The organism is Halomonas sp. OfavH-34-E (assembly GCF_024124525.1).
Taxonomy (GTDB): Bacteria; Pseudomonadota; Gammaproteobacteria; order Pseudomonadales; family Halomonadaceae; genus Halomonas; species Halomonas litopenaei.
Genome location: NZ_JAMXRY010000009.1, coordinates 14,139 through 38,919 on the forward strand (window position 1 = coordinate 14,139; position 24,781 = coordinate 38,919).

Annotated in this window: 21 protein-coding genes; 12 read left to right on the forward strand and 9 right to left on the reverse strand. The window is 64.2% G+C overall.

The genetic code is table 11. The features are described from left to right. The first annotated feature begins 57 nt into the window (after positions 1–57). From NH448_RS05915 to nhaC, 9 genes are all read left to right on the forward strand, one after another. Positions 58–654 (forward strand): sigma-70 family RNA polymerase sigma factor, encoded by a 597-nt coding sequence (locus tag NH448_RS05915; protein WP_253028504.1) that lies wholly within the window; start codon positions 58–60, stop codon positions 652–654. After that, entirely contained in the window at positions 651–1,409 is a 759-nt protein-coding gene (locus tag NH448_RS05920; protein ID WP_108133706.1) for an anti-sigma factor, read from the forward strand. The genes NH448_RS05915 and NH448_RS05920 overlap by 4 nt, the downstream gene beginning before the upstream one ends. A gap of 336 nt (positions 1,410–1,745) precedes the next feature. Next, entirely contained in the window at positions 1,746–2,201 is a 456-nt protein-coding gene (locus tag NH448_RS05925) for a hypothetical protein (RefSeq protein ID WP_213231510.1), read from the forward strand. A gap of 343 nt (positions 2,202–2,544) precedes the next feature. Beyond that, a complete protein-coding gene (locus NH448_RS05930) occupies positions 2,545–3,477 on the forward strand; it encodes a 4-hydroxyproline epimerase (protein ID WP_222515852.1) in 933 nt (310 codons plus the stop codon). A gap of 122 nt (positions 3,478–3,599) precedes the next feature. Continuing rightward, positions 3,600–4,547: a dihydrodipicolinate synthase family protein gene (locus tag NH448_RS05935; protein WP_253028505.1), complete on the forward strand. Its 948-nt coding sequence runs from the start codon at positions 3,600–3,602 to the stop codon at positions 4,545–4,547. A 143-nt stretch (positions 4,548–4,690) separates the two neighbouring features. Continuing rightward, positions 4,691–6,268 carry an aldehyde dehydrogenase (NADP(+)) gene (locus tag NH448_RS05940; protein WP_253028506.1) on the forward strand — a complete coding sequence of 526 codons (1,578 nt, stop codon included), beginning with the start codon at positions 4,691–4,693 and terminating at the stop codon, positions 6,266–6,268. Positions 6,269–6,376: 108 nt separating this feature from the next. Then, positions 6,377–7,048, forward strand: a complete 672-nt coding sequence (locus NH448_RS05945) for a GntR family transcriptional regulator (RefSeq protein WP_045992547.1) — start codon at positions 6,377–6,379, stop codon at positions 7,046–7,048. A gap of 535 nt (positions 7,049–7,583) precedes the next feature. Beyond that, positions 7,584–8,903, forward strand: coding sequence for an FAD-dependent oxidoreductase (locus NH448_RS05950; RefSeq protein WP_045992546.1), 1,320 nt, complete (start codon positions 7,584–7,586; stop codon positions 8,901–8,903). A 56-nt stretch (positions 8,904–8,959) separates the two neighbouring features. After that, positions 8,960–10,396 (forward strand): Na+/H+ antiporter NhaC, encoded by a 1,437-nt coding sequence (gene nhaC / locus NH448_RS05955; protein WP_045992545.1) that lies wholly within the window; start codon positions 8,960–8,962, stop codon positions 10,394–10,396. A gap of 92 nt (positions 10,397–10,488) precedes the next feature. On the opposite strand, the gene NH448_RS05960 is transcribed toward nhaC, so the two are convergent. From NH448_RS05960 to hutC, 7 genes are all read right to left on the reverse strand, one after another. Beyond that, positions 10,489–11,298 carry an SDR family NAD(P)-dependent oxidoreductase gene (locus tag NH448_RS05960; RefSeq protein ID WP_253028507.1) on the reverse strand — a complete coding sequence of 270 codons (810 nt, stop codon included), beginning with the start codon at positions 11,296–11,298 and terminating at the stop codon, positions 10,489–10,491. A gap of 419 nt (positions 11,299–11,717) precedes the next feature. Then, complete coding sequence (locus NH448_RS05965; protein WP_253028508.1) at positions 11,718–13,085, reverse strand: nucleoside recognition domain-containing protein; 1,368 nt, start codon at positions 13,083–13,085, stop codon at positions 11,718–11,720. Between the two features lie 147 nt (positions 13,086–13,232). After that, a complete protein-coding gene (locus tag NH448_RS05970) occupies positions 13,233–14,195 on the reverse strand; it encodes an FAD-binding protein (protein WP_253028509.1) in 963 nt (320 codons plus the stop codon). Continuing rightward, entirely contained in the window at positions 14,192–14,944 is a 753-nt protein-coding gene (locus tag NH448_RS05975; RefSeq protein WP_253028510.1) for an electron transfer flavoprotein subunit beta/FixA family protein, read from the reverse strand. Before NH448_RS05975 ends, NH448_RS05970 begins: the two co-directional genes overlap by 4 nt. A 23-nt stretch (positions 14,945–14,967) precedes the next feature. Beyond that, positions 14,968–16,101, reverse strand: a complete 1,134-nt coding sequence (locus tag NH448_RS05980; protein ID WP_253028511.1) for an acyl-CoA dehydrogenase family protein — start codon at positions 16,099–16,101, stop codon at positions 14,968–14,970. Next, positions 16,098–17,240, reverse strand: coding sequence for a CoA transferase (locus NH448_RS05985; protein WP_253028512.1), 1,143 nt, complete (start codon positions 17,238–17,240; stop codon positions 16,098–16,100). The genes NH448_RS05980 and NH448_RS05985 overlap by 4 nt, the downstream gene beginning before the upstream one ends. 833 nt (positions 17,241–18,073) lie before the next feature. Beyond that, positions 18,074–18,781, reverse strand: coding sequence for a histidine utilization repressor (gene hutC, locus NH448_RS05990; RefSeq protein WP_108133693.1), 708 nt, complete (start codon positions 18,779–18,781; stop codon positions 18,074–18,076). 192 nt (positions 18,782–18,973) lie between these two features. Here hutC and NH448_RS05995 point away from each other — a divergent pair, with 192 nt between their 5' ends. Beyond that, entirely contained in the window at positions 18,974–19,987 is a 1,014-nt protein-coding gene (locus tag NH448_RS05995) for a zinc-binding alcohol dehydrogenase family protein (protein ID WP_253028513.1), read from the forward strand. A gap of 158 nt (positions 19,988–20,145) precedes the next feature. Here NH448_RS05995 and nspC read toward each other — a convergent pair whose 3' ends face one another. Continuing rightward, the gene (nspC, locus tag NH448_RS06000; protein WP_253028514.1) at positions 20,146–21,321 is read right to left on the reverse strand and encodes a carboxynorspermidine decarboxylase; all 1,176 of its coding nucleotides are present in this window, start codon (positions 21,319–21,321) and stop codon (positions 20,146–20,148) included. Between the two features lie 3 nt (positions 21,322–21,324). Beyond that, positions 21,325–22,545: a saccharopine dehydrogenase family protein gene (locus NH448_RS06005; protein WP_045992530.1), complete on the reverse strand. Its 1,221-nt coding sequence runs from the start codon at positions 22,543–22,545 to the stop codon at positions 21,325–21,327. Positions 22,546–23,206: 661 nt separating this feature from the next. Here NH448_RS06005 and NH448_RS06010 point away from each other — a divergent pair. Both NH448_RS06010 and NH448_RS06015 read left to right on the forward strand, forming a co-directional pair. Then, the gene (locus NH448_RS06010; protein WP_108448358.1) at positions 23,207–24,205 is read left to right on the forward strand and encodes a TRAP transporter substrate-binding protein; all 999 of its coding nucleotides are present in this window, start codon (positions 23,207–23,209) and stop codon (positions 24,203–24,205) included. A gap of 62 nt (positions 24,206–24,267) precedes the next feature. Next, positions 24,268–24,780 carry a TRAP transporter small permease gene (locus NH448_RS06015; protein WP_045992527.1) on the forward strand — a complete coding sequence of 171 codons (513 nt, stop codon included), beginning with the start codon at positions 24,268–24,270 and terminating at the stop codon, positions 24,778–24,780. Position 24,781 lies beyond the last annotated feature (1 nt).

The following is a 24,781-nucleotide window of genomic DNA, read 5'->3' on the forward strand; positions in this document are numbered from 1 at the left end:
CAGCGTCACCCTTCTGCCACCACGACAACAACACTCCGCAGCGCAGAGATCGCCGCCATGTCCAATGCCTTTCGCGCCCCACCCCCGGCGCACCAGGAATCCCCGCCGCTGTCCTCCCCGGAGCGGCTGGTTCATCTGCTGTCCAGAGTCGCCGACAAGGACCGGGAGGCCTTCGCCGAGTTGTACGAGGCCAGCGTGGCGAAACTCTTCGGCACGGTGTTACGTATCTTGAAGCAGCAGGCCTGGGCCAACGATGTCATCCAGGAGGTCTACGTGACCATCTGGCAGAAGGCCGGACGCTTCGAGAGCGAGCGCGCCTCTGCCATCACCTGGATGGTGACCATCGCCCGCAATGCGGCCATCGACGAGCTACGCAAGGCACCGACACGGCCCACCGAGAGCGACAGTATCCTCGAGAACTGGGTCACCGAAACGCCCTCCGCCTACGATCAGCGTCACCAGGACGAGACGTCGACACAGCTGACGTTGTGCCTTGATGAACTGGAAGAGAGCCGGCAGCAAATGGTGCGCCTGGCCTATCTGGAGGGCTGGTCGCGGGCCGAACTGGCAAGCCACTTCGACCAGCCGGTCAATACCGTCAAGACCTGGCTGCATCGTGCACTGAAACAACTCAAGGGGTGCCTGGGATCATGAGCGACCGCGACGACAAGGACATGCTGGCCGCCGAGTTCGTGCTGGGCACCCTGGATCGTGACGAGCGCGACAGGGTGCACCGCCAGCGTCAACACGACAGCGAACTCGAGCAGCGTATCGGTGAATGGGAGAGCCGGCTGGCGCCTCTGGCCGACGAGATCCAGGACCTCACCCCGGGCCCGGACCTGTTGCCGCTTATCCAGCAACGCATCAAGGCCATCGAGGACGCCGCGCGTGGCGATACGGCATCCGACGCCCCCCCGAGCACCGCCAGCGTCACGCCGCTGCACCGCCGCCTGGCCTTCTGGAAGGCCGCCACCGGCCTGTCCAGCGCCGCGGCGGTCATCCTGGCGGCGGTGCTGCTGGCACAGCCGTCGCCGTCCACCAGTGAGTCCAACTTTGTGGCGGTGTTCCAGCAGGACGATCGCCAGCCCGCCTTCATGCTCAGCGTCAACCTGGAGCAGCGCCGCCTGCATGTCCGCCCGGTCAGCGCCGAACCTCTGCCCGACCGCTCCTATCAGCTTTGGATCAAGCATGATGATCTGGGCTCCGCTCCCCGGTCCGTCGGTGTACTCGACGATGACCTGAGCCTCGACCAGGCCGCCCTGCGCGACTACGAACCTGAATTGCTGAAGCATGCCACCTTTGGCATCAGCGTCGAGCCTCCGGGTGGCTCGCCCACCGGCCAGCCTACCGGCCCCGCTATCCACGGCTACCTGTACCCCACCGAGCCCAGCGGCGGCCAGCGTCTCTGAGAATTTCAGCCCTCACTGAAACCTTTTCGCCTTCCCTGCGTAGCTAGTCGATGACCCCGCCACCGGCAATGGCCGATGGCGGGGTCATCGTGGCGGGCGTGGGTTTCGACACCCTCGAGGCGTACGCCCCGCACCACGACTTCCCTGCTTGGCCACTCGTTCGAGTGGCCTTTTTTATCTGGACGTCGGCTCTCGCCTTGGCGTCAGGGCACAACAATTTTTTTCGATGATATGAAACCCTCGGTGGCATCGGCACGTAGCTGTTATCAACTCGGCAGCCATCCTGTCGTGGAGCACCTTCGGCAAGCCAATCAGCAACACCAGGAGACCATCACCATGTTCAAGCCATTGGCAGCACGTACCCTCATCACCTCAGCCCTCCTCGTCGGCGCAGCCTCCCTGGCCACCGGCGCCCAGGCCGCCCACCATGGAGAGATGGACGAAGCCGGCCATCTCGGCGTCTGGGCCGAAGATCAGTCGGTGGAGAGCGGCACCGTCACCGCCGATCGCATCGTCGCCGAGAACAACGGTTGGCTGGTCGTCCACCGTACCGACGAAAGCCACAAACCAGGGCGCGTTGTCGGTCACGCCCCGCTCAAGGCCGGTGAGAACACCGACATCGCGGCCATCCTGACCGAAGAGGTCAGCAGCGGCGAACATCTGATGCTGATGCTCCACGGCGAGGACGGCGGCATGCAGACCGGCATCTTCGAATACACCCTGGGCGCCAGCGAAGACGGCCCGGTCAAGGTCGACGGCAACCTGGTGATGAGCGTGATCACCGCTCAATGACACCAGCCCCCTCCTTTTGACGACTTGGCGAGGGCCCTGACCCTCGCCTTTTTTGTGCCTGCGGCTCGCCCTTCGTACCCCACCGCTGTCCTTCCGCGCCGGCCTCCCGGTCTTTGCTGTGCCTGCTGCTCGCCCTTCGTACCCTGCCTTTGTCCTTCTGCGTCGGCCTCCCGGTCTTTCCTGTGCCTGCCGCTCTTCCTGCTCGCGCCAGCCCCCGCACCCGCGAAGAATCCTCTTTGATGACTTCACAACGCCTCTTGAAGATTGTATAAAATATAAAACCTGATCAACGACGCCCAGATGATCGTCGATCACCACAACCGACAACAAACCGGGGTACTCCATGCAACGCGTACACGTCATCGATTCCCACAGCGCCGGCGAGCCCACGCGCCTGGTCATGGACGGCTTTCCGACGCTTGCCGGCGCCACCATGGCCGAGAAACGCGACTGTCTGCGCGACCGACACGACCACTGGCGCCGCGCGGTGATGCTGGAGCCCCGCGGCCACGACGTGCTGGTCGGCGCACTCTACTGTGAGCCGGTATCTCCGGACGCAACCTGCGGGGTGATCTTCTTCAACAACGCCGGCTACCTGGGCATGTGCGGCCACGGCACCATCGGCCTGGTCGCCTCGCTGCATCACCTGGGCCACCTCAGCCCCGGCGACCACCGCATCGACACGCCGGTGGGCCAGGTCGAGGCGACCTTGCATGCCGACGGTGCCGTGACCGTACGCAACGTCCCCTCCTACCGCTACCGCCGGCAGGTCGCGGTGGAAGTGCCCGGCCACGGCATGGTCCATGGCGACATTGCCTGGGGCGGCAACTGGTTCTTTCTGGTCAGCGACCATGGCCAGCGCATCGCCCTGGACAATGTGGAGACCTTGACCGGCTATACCTGGGCCATTCGTCAGGCGCTTGCAGGCCAGGGCTTCACCGGCGATGACGGTGGCGAAATCGACCATATCGAGCTGTTCGCCGATGACGACGAGGCCGACAGCCGCAACTTCGTGCTGTGCCCCGGCAAGGCCTACGACAGATCCCCCTGCGGTACCGGCACCAGCGCCAAGCTGGCGTGCCTGGCCGCCGACGGCAAGCTCGCTCCCGGCGAACGCTGGCGCCAGGCCAGCGTCTGCGGCGGCCTGTTCGAGGCGAGCTATGAATGGCAGGGCGATCAGATCCGCCCCAGCATCACCGGACGCGCCTTCATGAGCGCCGACAGCACCCTGCTGATCGACGAGCAAGACCCCTTCGCCTGGGGCATCGGCGGCTGAAGCCCCAGCGGCTGGCACCCCAGTACCCGACGACGGCCATTGACGTTTTTACCCACCGGCGGCTGCCCAAGAAGGGCGGCGCCTCCCTGACCCCGTGACATCGTCCCACTCAAGGACCCGACATGAACGACAATATCTTTACCGGCTGCATCCCCGCCCTGATGACCCCTTGCACCAAGGACCGCCAGCCCGACTTCGACGCCCTGGTCGCCAAGGGCCGTGAACTGATCGAGGCCGGCATGAGCGGCGTGGTCTACTGTGGCTCCATGGGCGACTGGCCGCTGCTGACCGAGGCCCAGCGCCAGGAAGGCGTCGCCCGCCTGGTGGAAGCCGGCATCCCCACCATCGTCGGCACCGGCGCGGTCAATTCCCGCGAAGCGGTATCCCACGCTGCCCACGCCGCCAAGGTCGGCGCCCATGGCCTCATGGTGATTCCCCGGGTGCTGTCTCGCGGCACCTCGGTGACCGCCCAGAAGGCACACTTCGCCGCGATCCTGGACGCCGCGCCGGACCTTCCAGCGGTCATCTACAACAGCCCCTACTATGGCTTTGCCACCCGCGCCGACCTGTTCTTCGAATTGCGTCGCCAGCATCCCAACCTGATCGGCTTCAAGGAATTCGGTGGCGCCGATGACCTGCGCTACGCCGCCGAGCACATCACCTCCCAGGATGATCAGGTCACCCTGATGGTCGGCGTCGACACCACCGTCTTCCATGGCTTCGTCAACTGCGGCGCCACCGGCGCCATCACCGGCATCGGTAATGCTCTGCCCCACGAGGTGCTGAGGCTGGTGGCCCTCAGCAAGAAGGCTGCCAAGGGCGATGTCGAGGCCCGCCGCCGGGCCCAGGAACTCGAGCAGGCCCTGGGGGTGCTGTCCTCCTTCGATGAAGGTGCCGACCTGGTGCTCTACTACAAGCACCTGATGGTGCTCAACGGTGACGAAGAGTATCGCCTGCACTTCAACGAGAGCGACGCCCTCAGTGATGCCCAGCGTCGCTACGTCGAGACCCAGTACGACCTCTTCCGTACCTGGTACGCCGGCTGGTCAGCCTCGCTCGACCTGTCCTGAAGCCCGACATGTCCTGAAACCACCGGGGAGGCTCGCTCGACGCCGAGCCTCCTGTTGTGTTCGGCATGGGCGACAGGGGCGTTGGCACAACACCCCTTTCGCCCATGCTGCTTCCCGCACTTCCCCCTCGACAGGAGAGTCAAATGACACTGGAAGGCAAGATGCTGATCGGACAGGACGCCGTGACTGGCAGCCAGGCGCCGATCCACGCCATCGACCCCGCCACCGGCAAGCGCCTGGAGCCGGCCTACCCGGGCGGCAGCCAGGCCGAGGTGGAGCGCGCCTGCGCCCTGGCAGAGGCCGCCTTCGATGACTACCGCGAAACCACGCTCGAGACACGCGCCCGTTTTCTCGAGACCATCGCATCGGAAATCGAGGCACTCGGCGATGCGCTGATCGAGCGCGCCATGCAGGAAACCGGCCTGCCCCAGGCCCGCCTTGCCGGAGAGCGCGGACGCACCTGCGGACAACTCAGACTGTTTGCCGACACCGTACGCGCGGGCGAATGGCTCGACGTTCGCATCGACCCTGCCCAGCCACAACGCCAGCCCATGCCCCGTGCCGACCTGCGTCAGCGTCAGATCGCCCTGGGGCCTGTCGCGGTGTTCGGTGCCAGCAACTTTCCGCTGGCCTTCTCGGTGGCCGGCGGCGACACCGCTTCGGCCCTGGCCGCTGGCTGCCCGGTGGTGGTCAAGGCTCACTCGGCCCACCCCGGCACGTCGGAGCTGGTCGGCCGCGCAGTACAACGGGCGGTGGCCCGGTGCGAGCTGCCCGAAGGCGTGTTTTCGCTGATCTTCGGCTCCGGCCGCGTGGTAGGCCAGGCGCTGGTCGAGGACCACCGCATCAAGGCAGCCGGCTTCACCGGCTCTCGCTCTGGCGGCATGGCCCTGTGGCAAAGCGCCCAGCGCCGACCGGACCCCATCCCCTTCTACGCAGAGATGAGCTCGATCAACCCGGTGTTCCTGCTGCCCGAGGCACTCAAGGCCCGCGGCAAGGACCTCGGCGAGGCCTTTGTCGGCTCACTGACCATGGGTGCCGGACAGTTCTGCACCAACCCGGGGCTGGTGATCGCGGTCAAGGGCGAGGCCCTGGACGCCTTCATCGAGTCGGCCGCCGACGCCGTCAAGGCTGCGGGCGCCCAGACCATGCTGACCCCGGGTATCCATGACGCCTACACCCAGGGCGTAGAGACCCTTGGCGACAGCGACAAGGTCCGAGAAATCGCACGTGGGCCGCAAGGCGAAGGTGTCAATCAGTGTCAGGCGGGTCTGTTCGTGGCCACGGCCAGTGACTTTCTCGGCGACGAAGCACTACAGGCCGAGGTATTCGGTTCGACGTCCCTGGTGCTGGAGTGTGCCGACATAAGTGAGGTCAAGGCGCTGGCCGAAGGCCTCGAGGGCCAGCTGACCGCCACCCTGCAGATGGACGACGGCGATACCGAGACGGCCCGCGGCCTGCTTTCGACCCTCGAACGTCGGACCGGACGTATCCTGGTCAACGGCTGGCCAACCGGGGTCGAGGTATGCCATGCCATGGTGCATGGTGGCCCCTTCCCCGCCACCTCCGATGCCCGTACCACCTCGGTGGGCAGCGCCGCGATCCAGCGCTTCCTGCGCCCGGTGTGCTATCAGGATCTGCCCGAATCGCTGTTGCCCCAGGCACTGCGCGACGACAACCCCTGGGCCCTTGGCCGCCTCATCGACGGCAAGCGCGAGGCCTGAATCAGGTCCCTTGCCCAGGCGGCGGCCCCTGGGGCCGCCGCCTGCCCATGGACATTCATCGCGGTTTGTATACAGTGTGCAATAACATCCGATGGGCAGAGAGAGGCTATGGCGACTTTCAAGACACGCGCACAGTTCGTCGCGGATGACCTGCGCAGGCGTATCCTGGGCGGAGAGTTCCAGGGGGGAACCCAGCTGCGCCAGGATGCCCTGGCAAAGGACTATGACGTCAGCCGTATTCCCGTGCGCGAAGCCCTGCTGACCCTGGAGTCCGAAGGGCTGGTCGAGTTCCATGCCCACCGCGGTGCCTTTACCACCGAACTGTCGGTCGCCAAGATTCGCGAACTGTTCGACCTGCGAGTATTGCTCGAGACCTACGTCCTGCGCCATGCCATCAGCGAGTTGACGGAAGACGACCTGCTCAAGGCAGAGCGCATCCTCGAGAAGTACGACGATGCCCTGAACAGCGGCGGCGAGATCGACAACTGGAGCGAGTACAATTTCGCCTTCCACCAGGCCCTCTATGCACCGGCCAGGTTGCCCGAAACCCTGGCGTTGATCAGTCAACTCAACACCAAGTCGGATCGCTACATCCGCATGCAACTGCTCTACACCCAGGAGATCGAAAAGGCCGAGCGCGAACACCATGGGCTGCTCGACTTCGCCCGTCAGGGCAAGGCCGACGAGGCCTGCGAATTGCTCCAGCGCCATATTCAGGAAGCCTGTGAAGGCATCGTGACCCTGCTCGAAGAACGCGCCCAGCGCGGCGACGCCGACTGAAGCGCCATCCCTCCCCTTGTGCTTACCCTGTCGGCGCCTTGCGGGCGCCGACTCGCTAGAACCCTGGCGTCAACGCCATAGCCCCCTGGACATCCGCGGATGGGCTGCCCGCTTTCGCTGTCGTCGCCCTTGGCCTGCCAGTGGCGTTATCGCCCCCGTCGTCGCCAGCCGCCTGTCATCAACGTTTCCTCCTGCGCTGGCTTGTTCAAGGCCCTGCCCTGAACGCACCGTCCTGACGCTCCATCCCCTTCACACGTTTTCTGCGCCCCAAACACGGCGCATTCCTTTGCGCTCCGAACCCAGCACGACTTTCTCGGCGCTCCGAACCCGGCGCGGCTTTCTCGGCGCCCCCAACACGGCGCATTCCTTTGCGCTACGGCCCCAGCGCGTCGTTCATGCGCTCCTCCACAATGCGTCGCCCATGCAGACCGCCCAGCGGATAACGCCAACGTTGAATATCGCCGCTATTGATCCGAAAGGGCACCTATCTTATATTTTATACAATCGACAAAGACAAACGCTGCAGAGGCAAACCATGGGTTCACCCGGCTCGCGACAAGACCGCCAACCCGGCGACACGCGCATTACCGTGATCGGTGCTGGCGTCATCGGCCTCGCCTGCGCACTCGAGCTGCGCCGCCAGGGCTTTTCGGTGCAGGTACTGGATCGTCAGGCTCCCGGCATGGGGGCGTCATACGGCAACGCCGGGCATATGGCCACCGAGCAGGTCTTTCCCATCGCCGACGCCTCGATCCTGACGCAGCTTCCCGCCATGCTGCGTGATCCGATGGGGCCGCTGCGACTGGACTGGCGCTACCTGCCCCGCGCCCTGCCCTGGTTCACTCGTCTATTGCTGAACCTGCGCTCTGCCCCCTACGCCAACAGCGTGGCCGGGATTCGTGCCCTCAACGAGGCCAGCCTGGACGCCTGGCGCAAGCTGCTCGAATCGATCGATGGCCGCCATCTGATGAAGGAGGACGGCTCGCTGCTGGTCTATGAGCAGGACCAGTCAAAGCCTCGGATCGACCACCTGGCCGCCGCCATGTCGGCCCAGGGGGTAGCCCTCGAATCCTGGTCGGGTGACGCCATACGCGAGCTCGCGCCGTCCCTCTCGGCCAAGCTCCGTGGTGGCCTATTCTTCCCCGCCACCGCTCATGTGGTCGACCCCGCCGCCATCACCGCTGCCCTGGTCGACGCCGCCCGCCAGGAAGGCGTTACCTTCGCCACGGCGGAGGTACGCACTGCCCGTGTCCATGGCCAGGGCGTCAGCCTCCAGACCGATTCGGGGGCGCTGGACTGTGAACGGGTACTGCTGGCCTGCGGCGCCCACTCGGCCCGCCTGGCCGCAGACCTCAGCGGTCGCCGGGTGCCACTGGATACCGAGCGTGGCTATCACCTGATGCTGCCGGCAGAGCGGCACCGATTGCCAGTGGCGGTCACCTCGCTGGAGCGCCGCTTCATCATGACGCCGATGAGTGACGGCCTGCGCCTGGCCGGCACTGTCGAATTCGCCGGCCTCAAGCGCCCCCCCAACATGGCCCGCGCCTGGCAGCTCCACCGCCTGAGCCAGGGTCTGTTCGAGCACGACCTGGACGCCACCGATGCCAAGCCCTGGATGGGCTTTCGCCCTTCCCTTCCCGATTCGCTGCCGATCATCGACAGCGCCCGGGACGGCCGCGTGCTGCTGGCCTTCGGGCACCACCATCTGGGACTGACCCAGGCCGCTGTGACGGCACAGCTTGTCGCCCGCCTGGCGACGGGGCGGAAGGGCCCAGCGACCGGATCCGGCCCGGTGTCACTCCCGCCACTATCGCCACTCCCGCCACTGTCGCCCTATCGGCTCGAGCGCTTCTGAGCATGACCGCTCAGCCCCTGCACCGCAGAACCCACAACAACACCAAAGGAGATCCCATGACGTCGTCTTCCACCCCCATCCGCCTGCCCGGCATGGCCGAGGTTCTGGCCGTCATGATCGGCTTCATCGCCATCATGTTCTTGAGCATCAATGTCCTTGGCCTGCCCATCCAGCTTGCCCTGTTCGCCTCCTGGTTTCTGGTCATGGCGCTGGGCGTCAGGCTCAAGATCCGCTACGCCAGCATGCAGGAAGGACTGATCAACGGCATTCACAACGGCATGGAAGCCGTACTGGTGCTGACCACCGTCGGCGCCCTGATCGGCACCTGGATCGCCGGTGGCATCGTGCCGAGCATCATCTACTACGGTCTGACGGTGATGGACCCGCAGATCTTCCTGTTCGCCGCCTTCATCATCTGTGCCCTCACCTCGCTGGCCACTGGTACCTCCTTCGGTACCGCAGGCACCGCCGGTGTCGCCATGATGGGCATCGGCCACAGCTTCGGCATCCCGCTGCCGCTGGTCGCCGGCGCGGTGATCTCCGGTGCCTACGTCGGCGACAAGATGTCGCCGCTGTCCGATACCACCGTGATGACCGCCTCGCTGTGCAAGGTAAACCTGATCGACCATATCCGCTCGATGATGCTGGTCAGTGCACCGGCAATCCTGATCGCCGGCGTGCTGTTTCTGGTGGTCGGCTTCTTCTTTATCGACGGCGACGTCGACACCTCCCGTGCCACCGTCGCCATGCAGGCGCTGGAGACCCACTTCACCATCAGCCCCTGGCTGTTGCTGCCGGCGGTGATCGTGATCGGCCTGCTGACGCGCCGATTCCCCGCCATCCCGGTAATCACCTTCGGCGCCGTGCTGGGCAGCATCTGCGCCTGGTGGGCCCAGGACGTGTCTCCGGTCGATGCCATTCGCATCGCCTATGACGGCAACGCCATGGCCTCCGATGTGGAATTCCTCAATACACTGCTCAATCGCGGCGGCATCCAGTCGATGCTCGGCGTGGTGGCACTGATCCTTTTCGCCCTGGGCCTCGGTGGCCTGATGGACCGGGTCGGCATCCTCAAGGCAATCAGCAACGGCTTCCTGCGCTGGGCCAACAACCCGGGCCGGCTGACCCTGTCGACCATGCTCGGTGGCTTCTTCGGCAACTTCTTCGGGGGCGCCGCCTACGTCTCGCTGATCACCGCCAGCACCATCACCGAGAAGAACTACGACGACCAGGGCATCGATCGTCGGGTGCTGTCGCGCAACGCCGAAGCCGGTGGCACCGTGACCACCCCGATGGTGCCCTGGACCGATGGCGGCGTGTTCATGGCCACCACCCTCGGCGTATCCACCATGGCCTACCTGCCCTTCCTCTGGTATCACATGCTGGTCATCGCCATCTCGCTGTTCTACGGCTACGCCAATATCGCCATCTGGCGCACGACGTCGTCCACCGAGAAAGCGACCACCTCCAGCGGCGAATTTCAGACCACCTAACGAGCCTTGAACAGCAGGCAACCAAAAGCCCCCGCTCGCCTTCACGGTGAGCGGGGGCTTTATCTTGTGCAATGGGGCCAAACAACCAAGGCCTAGCCCAGGCAGTGCTCCAGCACCTCTTCCATGGCCTCGACCAGGCGACGGCATCGGCCATCGTCCATGGCGTGGGCATGCGGTGACGAGAAGCCCTTGCCATCGTTGTCGTAGTACTGGCCGCCGGCGTTGCCGAACTCCTCGGACAATGCTGCCCTTACCAGGATGTCGACGCCGATGGACAGGTCGTTTCCGGCCACGCCAAAGCCTTCCTTGACCATCTTGCTGGCCAGCAAGGAGCCGGGATTGACCGCCACTACCATGGGATCACCGGCACTGGACCTGGCGGCCAGGTCGCGGGTCCACATGATCAGCGCCAGCTTGCTCTGGGCGTAGGCGTCGAAGTCACCGTCGGCGTCGGCAGTGCCGGCAAGCGCCGCCAGCGAAACCGGCGCCTGGGCGGCAGAAGCCAGATTGACCACCCGCCCCTTGTCTCCGAGCAAAGCCGCCAGGCGACGGGCCAGCACATAGGGCGCCAGGGTATTGACCGCAAATCGCACATCGAGGCCGTCTGCGGTACGGGTGTCCGGGGTACGGTAGACCCCGGCGTTGTTGATCAGCACATCGATGCGCTCGTCGCTCTGCTCGACCTCCGCCGCCAGCGCCGCCGCTTCGGCCAGGCGTGACAGGTCGGCGACATGCCCTGCGGGCACCTCGCCTTGCGAGATCGCTGCCAGCTGTTCACGGGCCGCCGCGAGCTTGTCCGGGTTGCGTCCATGCAGGATGACGCGATGGCCCTGGCGCGCCAGCTCGCTGGCGGTGGCAAGGCCAATCCCATCGGTGGACCCGGTGATCAATATCGTCTTCATGGCAATCTCCTGGCGGCGCCGGTCACCGGATAACGGTGCGGCGACATGTTTTCCCCCATGCTAGTGCAGCCCTGTGCCGACGATAAGCCGGCAAGCGGCGCAATCAGTTTTCGGTTTTCTAGCAAAGCCATCGCCTGCACCACGCCGGCAGCCTCGCCTACCCCGACCCTGTCGCCACGGCTGCGACTTGCGCCCGACATAAAAAAGCGCTACCGAAGGAGGACGGTAGCGCCAATGGGCGATGCAAAGAGATGAGGCTCAGCCTTTAGACAAGCCTTAGGCGCTGTCCGAAAAGTCGACGAGCGAAGGTTAGACAAGGCAAAAATCGGTGAGAAAGCGCAGTTTACGGGGTGTAAATGAGCATTTTGATCCGATTTTTAACGCCGTATTACCGAGCGCAGGCACTTTTCAGACAAGCCCTAGAACAGCAGATGGGTCGCCAGCGCCACCATGGGCATGGCCACCAGGGTGCGCAGCAGGAATACCACGACCAGGTCACGCACCGTCAGCGGGATGTCCGACTCCAGCATGGCGTTGGCACTCTCGGTGAAGAAGATGATCTGCACCGACGACAGGGTGCACACGAAGAACACCGCCATGGGGTCGACGTCGGCGCCGGAGATGATGATCGCCGGCAGCGCGATCTCGGCGATCGACACCAGCACGGTGGGGGCAATGGCGCTGGCATCCGGCAGCTGAAGCGCAGAGATCAACGGCTCCACCAGCACGCCCAGGTAGTCGAATACCGGGGTGTAGGTCGCCAGCAGCAGCGCCAGGGTGGCGATGGCCAGGATGTAGGCGACGATCTTCTGGGCAAAGGTGATGGCCTCCCAGAAGCCCTTGTAGAACACATCGAGCCGAGTCTGGGAGGCGCGCTCGGCGGCGGCGCCACAGGCACGGGCCAGGATGTGTCCATCACTGGAAACCTCAAGATCCTGAGCCGTCTGGGTGTTGCCCTGATGGTAGACGTCGAGCTTGCGCGACAACGGCGGAATCCTGACCATCAGCGCCGCCAGGGTGAAGTTGATGATGAAGGAGACGATGATCATGTGCGGCAGGTAAGCCATGATGCCGCCGATGGACGCCAGCAGGGCGAAGAAGCCCAGGCTGCAGATACTGAAGTTGGTGGCAATGCTGGCCGACTCCCGCTGAGTATAGTGGCCTTCCAGATAGAGCTTGTTGGTGATGAAGATGCCCACCGCCGGGGCGGCGACGAAGGAGGCAACCGCGTCCACCGCAGACTTGCCCGGCAGACGATAGAGCGGACGCATCAAGGGCTCCATCAGGGTGCCGACAAATTCCAGGAAGCCGAACTCGGTCAGAAACAGCACAAACAGGCCGGCGATGGCCACGGTCAGAAAGACGCTGCCCCCCAGGTACAGCGCCAGCCCACCGACATCCTTGTGCAGCAGCCAGTCGGGCCCGATCTGGAACACCAGCATGAAGGTGAACACCGCCGCCAGCAGGAAGGTCAGCCCGGTCATGGTGCCATCCTTCTCATGGTAGGCGGCGACGGCTCGGCGCCATGGAGACGGCGCCCCGGAGGAAGCCACCAGGCGTGACAGCAGCCAGGTCACACACAACAGGGCGACCAGGCCAAGCGTCAGATACTCCAGGGCCCCGCCGAGCGAAGACTTCAGATAGTCGATGATGATCACCAGCGGGATCTTCAGCGAGCCATCTGCCGTCGGGAATGGGAAAAAGAAGATGCAAAGGCCAATCAGGCTGCCGACCAGCGAGGTCACGCCAGCGCTGCGTGGAGGGGCTGCCACCTTGGGATTGTTCATGTTGTGTCTCCAGTGGGGCTTGCGATGAGCACCGCCCGCGGGGGCGATGCTCGGTGGTGCCGGCGCCGTCATCGGCGCCCGCGGGATGGATGATATTCAGGGGTTGAATGGCCAGCGCCGTTAAGCACGGAACTGTGGCCAGCTGCGTCAGCGCTCGGCCAGTGCCTGGTCGAGTTCGGGCAGAGCCTGGAACAGGTCCGCGACAAGACCGTAGTCGGCGACCTGAAAGATCGGCGCCTCCTCATCCTTGTTGATGGCGACGATGACCTTCGAGTCCTTCATCCCTGCCAGGTGCTGGATGGCGCCGCTGATACCCACCGCGATATACAGCTCCGGCGCGACCACCTTGCCGGTCTGCCCCACCTGCAGGTCGTTGGCCACGAAGCCGGCGTCCACCGCCGCCCGCGACGCCCCGATGGCGCCGCCAAGGGTATCGGCGATACCTTCGAGCAGGGCAAAGTTGTCACCGCTGCCCATGCCGCGACCGCCGGAGATGACCACCCTGGCAGCGCCCAGCTCCGGGCGCTCGCTCACCGCCCGGGTCTCGCCGACAAAGTGCGAGTGCTGATTGGCGATGGTGATGTCGACGGACTCGATGGGTGCTGCGCTTGAGGCCTCGGCCACCGCCTCGAAGGCGGTGACCCGCACGGTGATGACCTTGACCGGGTCCAGACTCTGTACCGTGGCGATGGCGTTGCCGGCGTAGATCGGCCGCTTGAAGGTATCGGCGGACTCGATCGCGATGACCTCGGAGAGCTGGGCGACATCCGCAAGCGCCGCTACCCGCGGCAGCACGTTCTTGCCGCTGGTCGATGCCGCAGCCAGCACGTGGGTGTAGTCCCCGACCAGCGCCGCCACCAGATCGCCCATGGGCTCGGCCAGTTGATGGGCAAGGCTCGCCTGATCGGCCAGCCGCACCCGGCTGACGCCCTCAAGCCTTGCCGCCGCCTCGGCGATACCCGCGACGCCCTCACCGGCTACCAGCACATCGATATCGACGTCACTTGGGTCCGCTGCGGTCTGTGCGATCTGCCGGGCGGCGGCGACTACCCGCGCGGTGGCCTCGCCGAGCTGTCCTTGATGATGTTCCCCCACGACCAGAATCTTCATGCGATCACCTTGGCGACGTTCTTGAGCTTGTCCACGAGTTCGGCCACCGAGGCCACCTTGATCCCGCCCTGCCGCTCGGGCGGCGGCTCGACCGCCTTGAGCCTGAGCCGAGGGCTGACGTCGACGCCCAAGGCGTCGGGCGTGGTCACGGCCAGGGGCTTCTTCTTGGCCTTCATGATGTCCGGCAGCTTGGCGTAACGAGGCTCGTTGAGGCGCAGGTCGGTGGTGACCACCGCCGGCAGCGCCAGCGACAGGGTCTCGAGGCCGCCGTCGATCTCGCGGGTGACCTTGATCTGGCCCTGCTCTACCTCCAGGGCGGAAGCGAAGGTGCCCTGGGGCATGCCGCCGAGGGCGGCCAGCATCTGGCCGGTCTGATTGTTGTCACTGTCGATGGCCTGCTTGCCGAGCAGCACCAGCTCCGGCTGCTCCTGCTCGACGACCGCCTTGAGCAGGTGCGCCACCGCCAGCGATTCCAGCGCGACCTCGGTGTCGATGTGCAGGGCACGGTCAGCGCCGAGGGCCAGCGCCGTGCGCAACTGCTCCTGCACCGCCTTCGGCCCGGCACTGACCACCAGCACCTCACTGGCCACGCCGGCCTCCTTGAGGCGAACCGCTTGCTCCACGGCGATTTCACAGAACGGGTTCAGGGCCATCTTGACGTTGGTGAGGTCAACGCCGGAGTGGTCCGGCTTGACCCGGATCTTGACGTTGTGATCAATGACGCGCTTGACCGCGACAAGGATTTTCATGGGCTATCTCCCTTGCTGGGCGGTCAGGCGGTGATGGCACGGCCGATGATGATCTTCTGGATCTCCGAGGTGCCCTCGAAGATGCGGGTGATGCGGGCGTCACGGTAGTAGCGCTCGATCGGCAGGTCGGAGATGTAGCCGTAGCCACCATGGACCTGCACCGCGGCGTCGGTGACCTTGGCTGCGGCCTCGGAGGCCACCAGCTTGGCCACCGCCGACTCCAGGCTGAAACGCTGACCGGAGTCCCGCGCGTCCGCCGCCTTGTAGGTCACCAGCTTGGCGGCCTCGAGCTGGGCGTGCATCTCGGCCAGCATCCACTGGATGCCCTGGTGCCGGCACAGCGGCTTGCCACCGACGATGCGTTCCTTCGACCAGGCCAGCGACGCATCCCGAGCGGCCCGCGAGATACCGACGCTCATCGCCGCCACCTCGACCCGACCGCGATCCAGCACCTCCATGGCGGTGGCGAATCCGGCCCCCTCCTCGCCCATCAAGGCATCCGATGGCAGCACACAGTCGAAGCCGATCTCGTAGATATGGCTACCGCGCAGGCCCAGGGTCTTCTCGGGACTCGAGAACTCGAGACCCGCGGTGTGGCGGTCGACCAGAAAGGCCGAGATGCCGCGGTGGCCCTGATCGGGGTCGGTCTTGGCGTAGACCACCAGGAAGTCGGCGAAGGCGCCGTTGGTGATGTAGTGCTTGGTGCCGGTCAGGTGCCAGCCGTCGCTGGTGCGTACCGCCCGGGTGCGCATCTCGGCGGGATTGGAGCCGGCCCCGGGTTCGGTCAGGGCGAAGGCGCCCAGCTTCTCGCCGCTGGCACACTGGGGAAGCAGCGCCTGCTTCTGATCCTCGGTGGCGCCGATCAGCACCGAGTCGGTGGCCAGAAAGTGAGCGGTCAGCGATGAACAGGTGGCCGCGCAGTGGTAGGCGATCTCTTCCACCGCCAGCGACATGGCGATGCTCGAGATCTCCACACCGCCATACTGCTCGGGCAGGTTCATGCCCCAGAAGCCCAGCTCGCCCAGGGCGTCGAGGCTCTCGCGGCAGAACTCCCGCGTTTCGTCGTAGCGCGCCGCATTGGTCTTGAGCACCTCAGCGCAGACGCGGTGAGCGGCGTCCTGGAAGGCGATGTCATCTTCATTGAAGGTAAAGTTCATGCGTCGATCTCCTTGTCGAGGTGCTGTGATTCGAGACAGGCGTTGTGTTGGCCAAGCGTCGGCGCGGGGCGATCGCAGACGACCCGTCGGCCATTGAAGAACACCGGTTGAGCCGGCGAGCGCCAGTGCCCCATATCGAGCAGCAGCTGGCGGTCTTCGGCATGCCGGGATTCGGCAAGCTGGGCGATGTTCCAGATCGGAGACGCCGGCACTCCCGCCTGATCGAGACGCGCGCAGACCTCCTCCACGGTGAACTGGCCGGTCCAGTCTTCGATCAGCGACTTGAGTTCGGCCTGGTGGAGACAGCGCTGCTCGTCGTCGACAAAGCGCGCATCCTCGGCGAGCTCTGGCGCCTGCATGCACTCAACCAGGCGAGAAAACAGCGTGTTGTTGATCACCGCGATGATTACCTGGCCATCGTTGGCCTCGAAGCTGTCGAAGGGCGCCGACAGCGGATGGCGGTTGCCGATAGGAAAAGGCGCCTGGCCGCTGGCGACGAACTGCGCCAGGTTGGTGACCTGCATCGAGAACAGGCAATCGAGCATGGACACATCCAGGTGACAGCCCTGGCGCTCGGGGTCACGTTCACGGGCGAACAACGCCGCCGCGATCGACCAGCTGGCGAACATTCCGGCGCACACATCTCCCAGCGACTCGCCGATGCGGGTCGGCATGCCGCCATCGGGACCGGTGGCCGCCATCATGCCCGACAGCGCCTGGGCGATGATGTCGTAGGCCGGCTTGGCGCGCATGGCACCGCTCTGACCGAAGCCGGAGATCGAGCAGTAGATGAGACGGGGGTAGCGCGCACGCAGCGTCGCCTCGTCGATTCCCAGGCGCTCGGTAACCCCGGGCCGAAAGTTCTCCACCACCACGTCGGCGCGCTCGCAAAGCCGATGAAAGCGCTCGAGGTCCTGGGGGTCCTTTAGATTCAGACACAGGCTCTTCTTGCCACGGTTGAGCATCGAGAAGTACAGGCTTTCGCCCTCGACGTAAGGTGCAATATGACGGCTGTCATCGCCCTGCCCCGACTCGACCTTGACCACTTCGGCGCCCAGGTCGGCCAGCATGGCGGTGCAGTAGGGCCCGGCGAGCACCCGGGACAGGTCGAGGACGGTGATCCCCTTGAGTGGTTGCATAGCGTCTTGCCTCCGGTCTTGTTGTTGGCAGTGACATCGAGCGCTGACGGCCGCTCAATATGTATATACATATCTATCGCTAAAGTGACCGGCTTTCCACCCAAACATTCTTACCCCTTCCTCACACAAAACCACAATAGATTGTTTTATAATGTATTTTCAAAAAAACCCCAGACTCTTCCTCGACCAAAGTCTGATGAAAAAAGACGAAACGAGACGCTTGCAGCACAAATTGGTATATACATCTGGAGACGCTATCGGCCCACCCCGGCATCGAAGGCTCTAGCCGTAGAACATCCGGAAGCCTGGCATCGAGGGCAACGCCAGGGAGGTCTGGAGTGAGGGGCATCAAACGTTCGTCAGCGCTGCCGGAAGAGATCGAAGGAACAGCCAGGAGAGAGACAGGAGGAACAGTCAGGAGGAACAGTCAGGAGGAACAGTCAGGAGGAACAGTCAGGAGGAACAGTCAGGAGGAACAGTCAGGAGGAACAGCCAGGAGGGAAAGCCAGGAGGGACAGGTGGCAGGAGAGCCTGGAAGAACAGATGGGCGAGAAGAACAACGGTGGAAAGCTCAGGCACTGCATGGCACGGCGCCTCAGCTAGGGCTTGTCTGAAAAGTGCCTGCGCTCGGTAATACGGCGTTAAAAATCGGCTGGTGCGCCAGCCCGGTCAAAATGCTCATTTACACCCCGTAAACTGCGCTTTCTCACCGATTTTTGCCTTGTCTAACCTTCGCTCGTCGACTTTTCGGACAGCGCCTAGAACCATAGCCACAACAAAGGCGTGTCGAAGGAAGCCGCCAGCAAAAGAGCGACAAAACGCGAAGGGGGACGTCAGGTATTGCGGGAGGCGTTCAGCTTGTAGCGCTTGCCGGGATGCAGAAGCTGGGTGTAGCTGATCAACAGCTCTCCTGACCAGGTACGCCGCACCACCAGCAGGCAGGCATCGCTGGGAGACATCTCCAGCAGCGCCGCCTCCTCGTCACTTGGCAGCATCGCCTCGACGCTGTTCTCGACATCGGTGACCGGATAGCGCGCCACCAGGATGGCGTTGGGCGTCTGGCGCTCGAAGTCCTGCTGCAGGTAGTCCGGCGCCAGCTTCGGGTTGACGTGGCGTCGCTCGAGCTGGATCGCCACGCCATTTTCCCGATGCACGATCTCGGAGTAGAACACCCGGGTCCCGGTCCTCACCCCCAGAAAGACGGCGACCTCTTCGGATGCGGCCACCTCCTTCAAGGCGATGATCTGGCTTGAGTGCTCGCCGCCTCGCAGGCGGATCTCGTCGGCGATATTGCGGATGTCGAACAGCGACGATTCAGACTTGCGCTGACTGACGAAGGTACCGGACCCCACCCGGCGCACCAGCAAGCCCTTCTGTACCAGATCGCGTATGGCCTTGTTGGCGGTCATGCGGCTGACCCCAAACTGGGTGGCCAGCGCATTCTCGGCAGGGATTCGATCACCGGCGACGTAGGCCCCGCTCTCGATCTCGGACAGCAGATATTCCTTTATTCTTGCGTAGCTGGGCCGCGAGCTTGCCATGCAACGTCCTGTGGGCAATGGGAAACGCCAAGTGTAGTCATGTCTCTGACGCCAAGGAAAGCGAAAACCTGTCGCCATCTGAGCCAGTCATTGTCCGGGAATTCCGAATAGTGTGTTTGGCGGCCGCCGGTGTTTCACGACTCCATAGCACGCTAAGGTGTTGCCATTGATGAACACCTAACGGGAGATCCCATGAAAGCTATCGGTTACCACGCCCCCGGCCCCATCGACCGCGACGACGCCCTGGTCGATCTGACCCTCGACACGCCTCAAGCCAGCGGCTTTGACCTGCTGGTCAAGGTCGAGGCGATTTCGGTCAACCCGGTGGACGTCAAGATTCGCCAGGCCCGCGCACCCGAAGAAGGCCAGCCTGCGGTAATTGGCTGGGACGCGGTCGGCGAGGTGGTCGCCGTCGGCGACCAGGCCTCACGCTTCGCCGTGGGCGACCAGGTCTGGTACGCCGGCGATATCTCCCGCCCGGGCACCAACAGCGAGTACCACCTGGTCGACGAGCGCATCGTCGGGCATGCGCCTCGCTCCATCCCCACCGCCCAGGCAGCGGCGCTGCCGCTCACCACCCTGACCGCCTTCGAGATGCTGTTCGATCGCCTGCGGGTGCTTGATCCGGTCCCCGGTGCCGCCCGTGCGGTGCTGGTGATCGGCGGTGCCGGCGGCGTGGGTTCCATCACCATCCAGCTGTTGCGTGCCTTGACCGACCTGCAGATCATCGCCACCGCCTCACGCCCGGAGACCCAGGCCTGGGTGAAGGAACTCGGCGCCCACCATGTGATCGACCACAGCCAACCGCTGCCCGAACAGGTCGAGGCGCTGGGCCTGGGTGCGCCAGCCTTCGTCTTCTCGACCAACTATTCGGAGCACTATGCCCCCCAGGTGGCCGAGTTGATCGCCCCCCAGGGCCGCTTCGGGCTGATCGATGACCCAGAGACGCTGAACATCACGCCGTTCAAGCCCAAGGCGGTGTCGATCCACTGGGAGCTGATGTTTACCCGCGCGCTCTTCACCACCGACGACATCGCCCGCCAGGGCGAGATCCTCGACAAGGTGGCGGGGCTGATCGACACGGATCGGATTCGCTCCACCGCCACCGACAGCTACGGCACCATCAACGCCGACAACCTCAAGCGCGCCCATGCGCTGATCGAGAGTGGCAAGGCCAAGGGCAAGATCGTGCTCGAAGGTTTTTAAGGCGCAGACGAAAAGACGCCCGCCCCGCTCGGCAGTGCCGAACGGGGCGGGCGTCTTGCGCAGCGAAGACGGTCCGATCGAATCGATACCACGATCCGCATCAGTCGAGCTCCAGAACCTCGGACTCGAACCTCGGCCTCGCACCTTCCACTCTGCGGTCAGGACAGGCGTTCGCGGAAGTCCTGATAGCCGAACTCGCGGATCACCCTGAGCTCACCGGTCTCTGAGTTCCACACCGCAATGGCCGGCAGGCGCGTGCCATTGAAGGTGGTGGTCTTGACCATGGTGTAGTGGGACATGTCCTTGAAGATCAGCTTCTGACCGATCTCAAGCGGCTCGGGGAAGCTGTAGTCGCCGATCACGTCCCCGGCCAGACAGGTCAGCCCGCCCAGTCGGTAGGTTTGCGGGTACTCGCCTGGCTCCCCCGCCCCCAGCAGACCAGGGCGGTAGGGCATCTCCAGCACGTCCGGCATATGGCAGGTGGCCGAGGTGTCGAGGATCGCCTGGTTCAGCGCATTGAAGCTCGTGTCCAGCACCGTGGTCACCAGCACCCCGGAACCGATGGCAATCGCCTCGCCGGGCTCCAGATAGACCTGCACCTGGTGACGCTCGGCGAAGTCACGCACGCAGCGGATCAGGTCGTCGCGCTGGTAGTCGGGACGGGTGATATGGTGGCCACCGCCGAAGTTGACCCACTGCATGCGCCCGAGCAGATGGCCGAAGCGCTCTTCCACCGCCGCCAGGGTACGCTCGAGCGGCGGGAAGTCATGCTCGCACAGGGTATGGAAGTGCAGGCCGCTGATGCCGTCGAGGCTCTGCTCGTCGAGCTCGGACAACGGGATACCGAGCCGCGACCCCGGTGCGCAGGGATCATAGATCGGCACATCGCCCTCGGAGTGCTCCGGATTGATGCGCAGCCCGAAGCGCAGCCCCGGACGACGCGCCAGCGCCTCGCGCACCAGCGGCTGGGCCCGCCGCCACTGGGCCGAGCTGTTGAACACCACATGGTCGGCGATCTTGAGGATCTCGGCCAGATCGGCGTCGCTGTAGGCGGCACCGAAGACGTGGACCTCGCCACCATAGTGCTCACGCCCGAGCTGCGCCTCGTGCAGGCCGCTGGCGCAGGTGCCGCTCAAGTAGCGCGACACCATCGGCGCGAAGTGCCACATGCTGAAGGCCTTGAGCGCCGACAGCACCTTGGCACCGCTGGCCTCGGCGACCTCGGCGAGGATCGCCAGGTTGCGCTCCACCGCCACCTCGTCGACGACGTAGCAGGGTGACGGCAGCGCTTCGGCGTCCAGCCGCGTGATATCCGTGAACTGAAGGATCTCCACGCCTTAGAGGTCCTCGCCCTTCTGCACGTCCAGACGGAACGACGGATCCAGCTCGATGACCTTCCACGGCAGACCGTACTCGTTCATGTCGGCCATGAACGGATCGGGATCGCACTGTTCCATGTTCCACACGCCCGGACGCTTCCAGTGGCCCTCGAGGATCATCTTGGCGCCGATCATCGCCGGCACGCCGGTGGTGTAGGAGATCGCCTGGGACTTCACCTCGGCGTAGCAGTCCTGGTGGTCGCAGATGTTGTACAGGTACATGACCTTTTCCTGGCCATCCTTCTTGCCGCGCACCACGGTGCCGATGCAGGTCTTGCCCTTGGTGCGCGGACCCAGGGTGGAGGGGTCGGGCAGCAGGCTGGCCAGGAACTGGATGGGCACGATCTGCTGGCCGTTATACTCCACCGGCTCGATGCCGGTCATGCCGACATTCTTCAGCACCTCCAGGTGCTTGAGGTAGCTGTCGCCGAAGCTCATCCAGAACTGGGCGCGCTTGAGGCTCGGGAAGTGCTTGGACAGCGACTCCAGCTCCTCGTGGTAGAGGCGGTAGATGTTGTAGTCACCGACCTCTTCGGGGCAGCTGAAACGCGCCATCTTGGACATCGGCGGCGTGGTAACGAACTCGCCATCTTCATAGTGGCGGCAGTCCGCGCTGACCTCCCGGATGTTGATCTCCGGATTGAAGTTGGTGGCGAAGGGGTAGCCATGATCGCCGCCGTTGACGTCGATGATGTCCAGCTCCTCGATCTCGTCGAAGTAGTGCTTGGCGAGATAGGCGGTGAACATGTTGGTGGCGCCCGGATCGAAGCCGCTGCCGAGCAGCGCGGTCAGGCCGGCCTGCTTGAAGCGATCCTGGTAGGCCCACTGCCACTTGTACTCGAACTTGGCGGTATCCAGCGGCTCGTAGTTGGCGGTGTCGAGGTAGTGCACGCCGGCGGCCAGGCAGGCATCCATGATGCTCAGGTCCTGGTAGGGCAGCGCCACGTTGATGACCAGCTCCGGCTTCTCGGCTTCGAGCAGGGCAGTCAGCTCGGCGACGTTGTCGGCGTCGACCTGGGCTGTGCGAATCGGGCGCGGCAACTGCTCGGCGATGGCCTTGCACTTGGACTCGGTGCGACTGGCCAACAGGATATCGGTAAACACCGATTCAAGCTGCGCACACTTGTGAGCGACGACACTGCCCACACCGCCGGCACCGATGATGATCACTTTTGACATAACAATACGCTCCCGCCTGAGTACAACGACCCGTCAAGATGGATAGGCCCGGTCGAGGTGAGCCGAATCGCGACCCACGAGGCTCGTCCACCCGACGAGCCCCCTACCCTACTACCGGACGGCGCATGCTAACCAGATTTGCCGTTTCACGCCACGGCTTTTCGCCCCTTGCCTGTGCGTCGCCGAGGTGGACGTCAAGGCGTGCCACCGACCTGGCGACAGTGTAGTCAATCACCACCAGATGACAGCTTGATGTGACGCTGTCGAGCGCCTGGTGCGAGCCCATGAACGAGCCGCCCTCACCTCGCGCCAGCACACGCCAGCACACTCCAGCTCACTCCAGCCCACTCCACCTCACGCCAGCTCACTCCACTTCAGGCCACCTGACGTCACTTGCCCCAGGCGCTACCCGACGCTACAGAGCGCGCACGCCACCCATCAATCCACAAAAAAAAGACTACGTAGTCACTAAATTAAACTAAAGTATATTTAATTACTATTCAGCAACTTACTTCACATACATGGATCATGGAATTTTCTATTGTTGAATACGTATGTCGTTTGGATTTACAAGTGTGCACTCCGCAGCGCCACCACCTCGAGCGCCGCCGATTGCCCCTCGCTGCCGGCCAGGGGCTCACAACGACAACAGGAGAGCTCCATGCGCCACTTTCACCCCCTTCCCTTCAGCCTGACCGCCCTGACCGCCGCTGTCGGTCTTGGCCTGTCCGCTACCGCCCTGGCCCAGCAGGAACGCACCATCGACGTCAGCCTGCCGCTGGGACCCGAGTCACAGCAGGGCATCGGTATCCTCAAGTTCGGCGAGGAACTTGAGCGCCTGTCGGATGGCCGTCTGACCATCGAACCTCACTACGACAACGCCCTGGGCGCCGAACGTGAGGTCATCGAAGGCATGGGGCTTGGCATCATCGACGCCGGCATCGCCTCTACCGGTCCCATGGGCGGTTTTGTCGACGAGTTCCTGCTGTTTGACCTGCCCTACATCTTCGAGGACCACGAGCACGCCTACGGCTTCCTCGACAGCGAACACGGCGAACAGCTCGCTCAACTCGCCGAAGAGCAGATGAACGTCAAGTTCCTGGCCTGGATGGAAAACGGCTTCCGCCACAACACCAACTCGGTACGCCCGCTCGAGCACCCGAGCGATCTCGACGGCATCAATCACCGCACCCAGGAAAGCCGCGTTCAGGTGGACACCTGGGAAGCGCTGGGCGCCAACGCCACGCCGATGGCCTGGACCGAGGTCTACACCGCGCTGCAGCAGGGGGTCATGGACAGCCAGGAAAACCCGCTGGCCACCATCTACGACGTCAACTTCTACGAGGTCCAGGACTACCTGAACATCACCCAGCACGTCTATTCGCCGGCGCCGCTGATGATGAGCCTGAACCTGTTCAACTCGTTCAGCAAAGAAGATCAGCAGATCATCCTCGAAGCCGCGCAGATCGCACTGCCGGTGCAGCGTGAGGCCAGCCAGGAGCTGGAGCAGCGCTACAAGGGCGAACTGGCGGAACTCGGCATGACCGTGACCGAGCCGGACCTGGGCCCCTTCCGTGAGGCCGTCCGTCCGGTGATCGACAAGTGGGCACCGACCGTGGGCGAGGACCTGGTCGACGCCGCGATCAACTTCGACCACTAAGCAACAAGGCGCCCGCCGAGCCCATGGCAAGGCGGGCGCCGTCTCTTCCTGCGAGGCATCCCATGCAATCCTTCCTGCAATTCGTCAACGCCGGGATCGGGCACTTCAACCGCTTGATCGGCTGGGGCCTGGCGCTGCTGCTGCTGGTCATGACCGTACTGATCTTCTGGCAAGTCTTCGCCCGATTCGTGGTCGGCAGTCCCTTGTTCTTCTCCGACGAGATCGCGCGCTTTTCGATGCTCTGGCTGACCTTTATCGGTGCCGGCTACGCCTACCGCAAGGGCACCCTGATTTCGGTCGACATCGTGCTGGAGTATTGCGGTGAACGCGTGGGCCGCCTGATGCGCATCCTGGTTGTGCTGTGCTCGGCGGTGTTCGCCTTCGTCATGATCAAGTACGGCTTCGAGCTGGTCGGCCGGGTCTCCAGCCAGACCGCCCCCAGCACCCGTATTTCGATGATGTGGCCTTACCTCGCCATCCCGGCAGGCGGCATCGTGATCATGGTCAATAGCCTCGGCCTGCTGATCGACGAAGCCCTGGGCCAACCGGTCCACCACCATCAGGAGGTGAACTGAC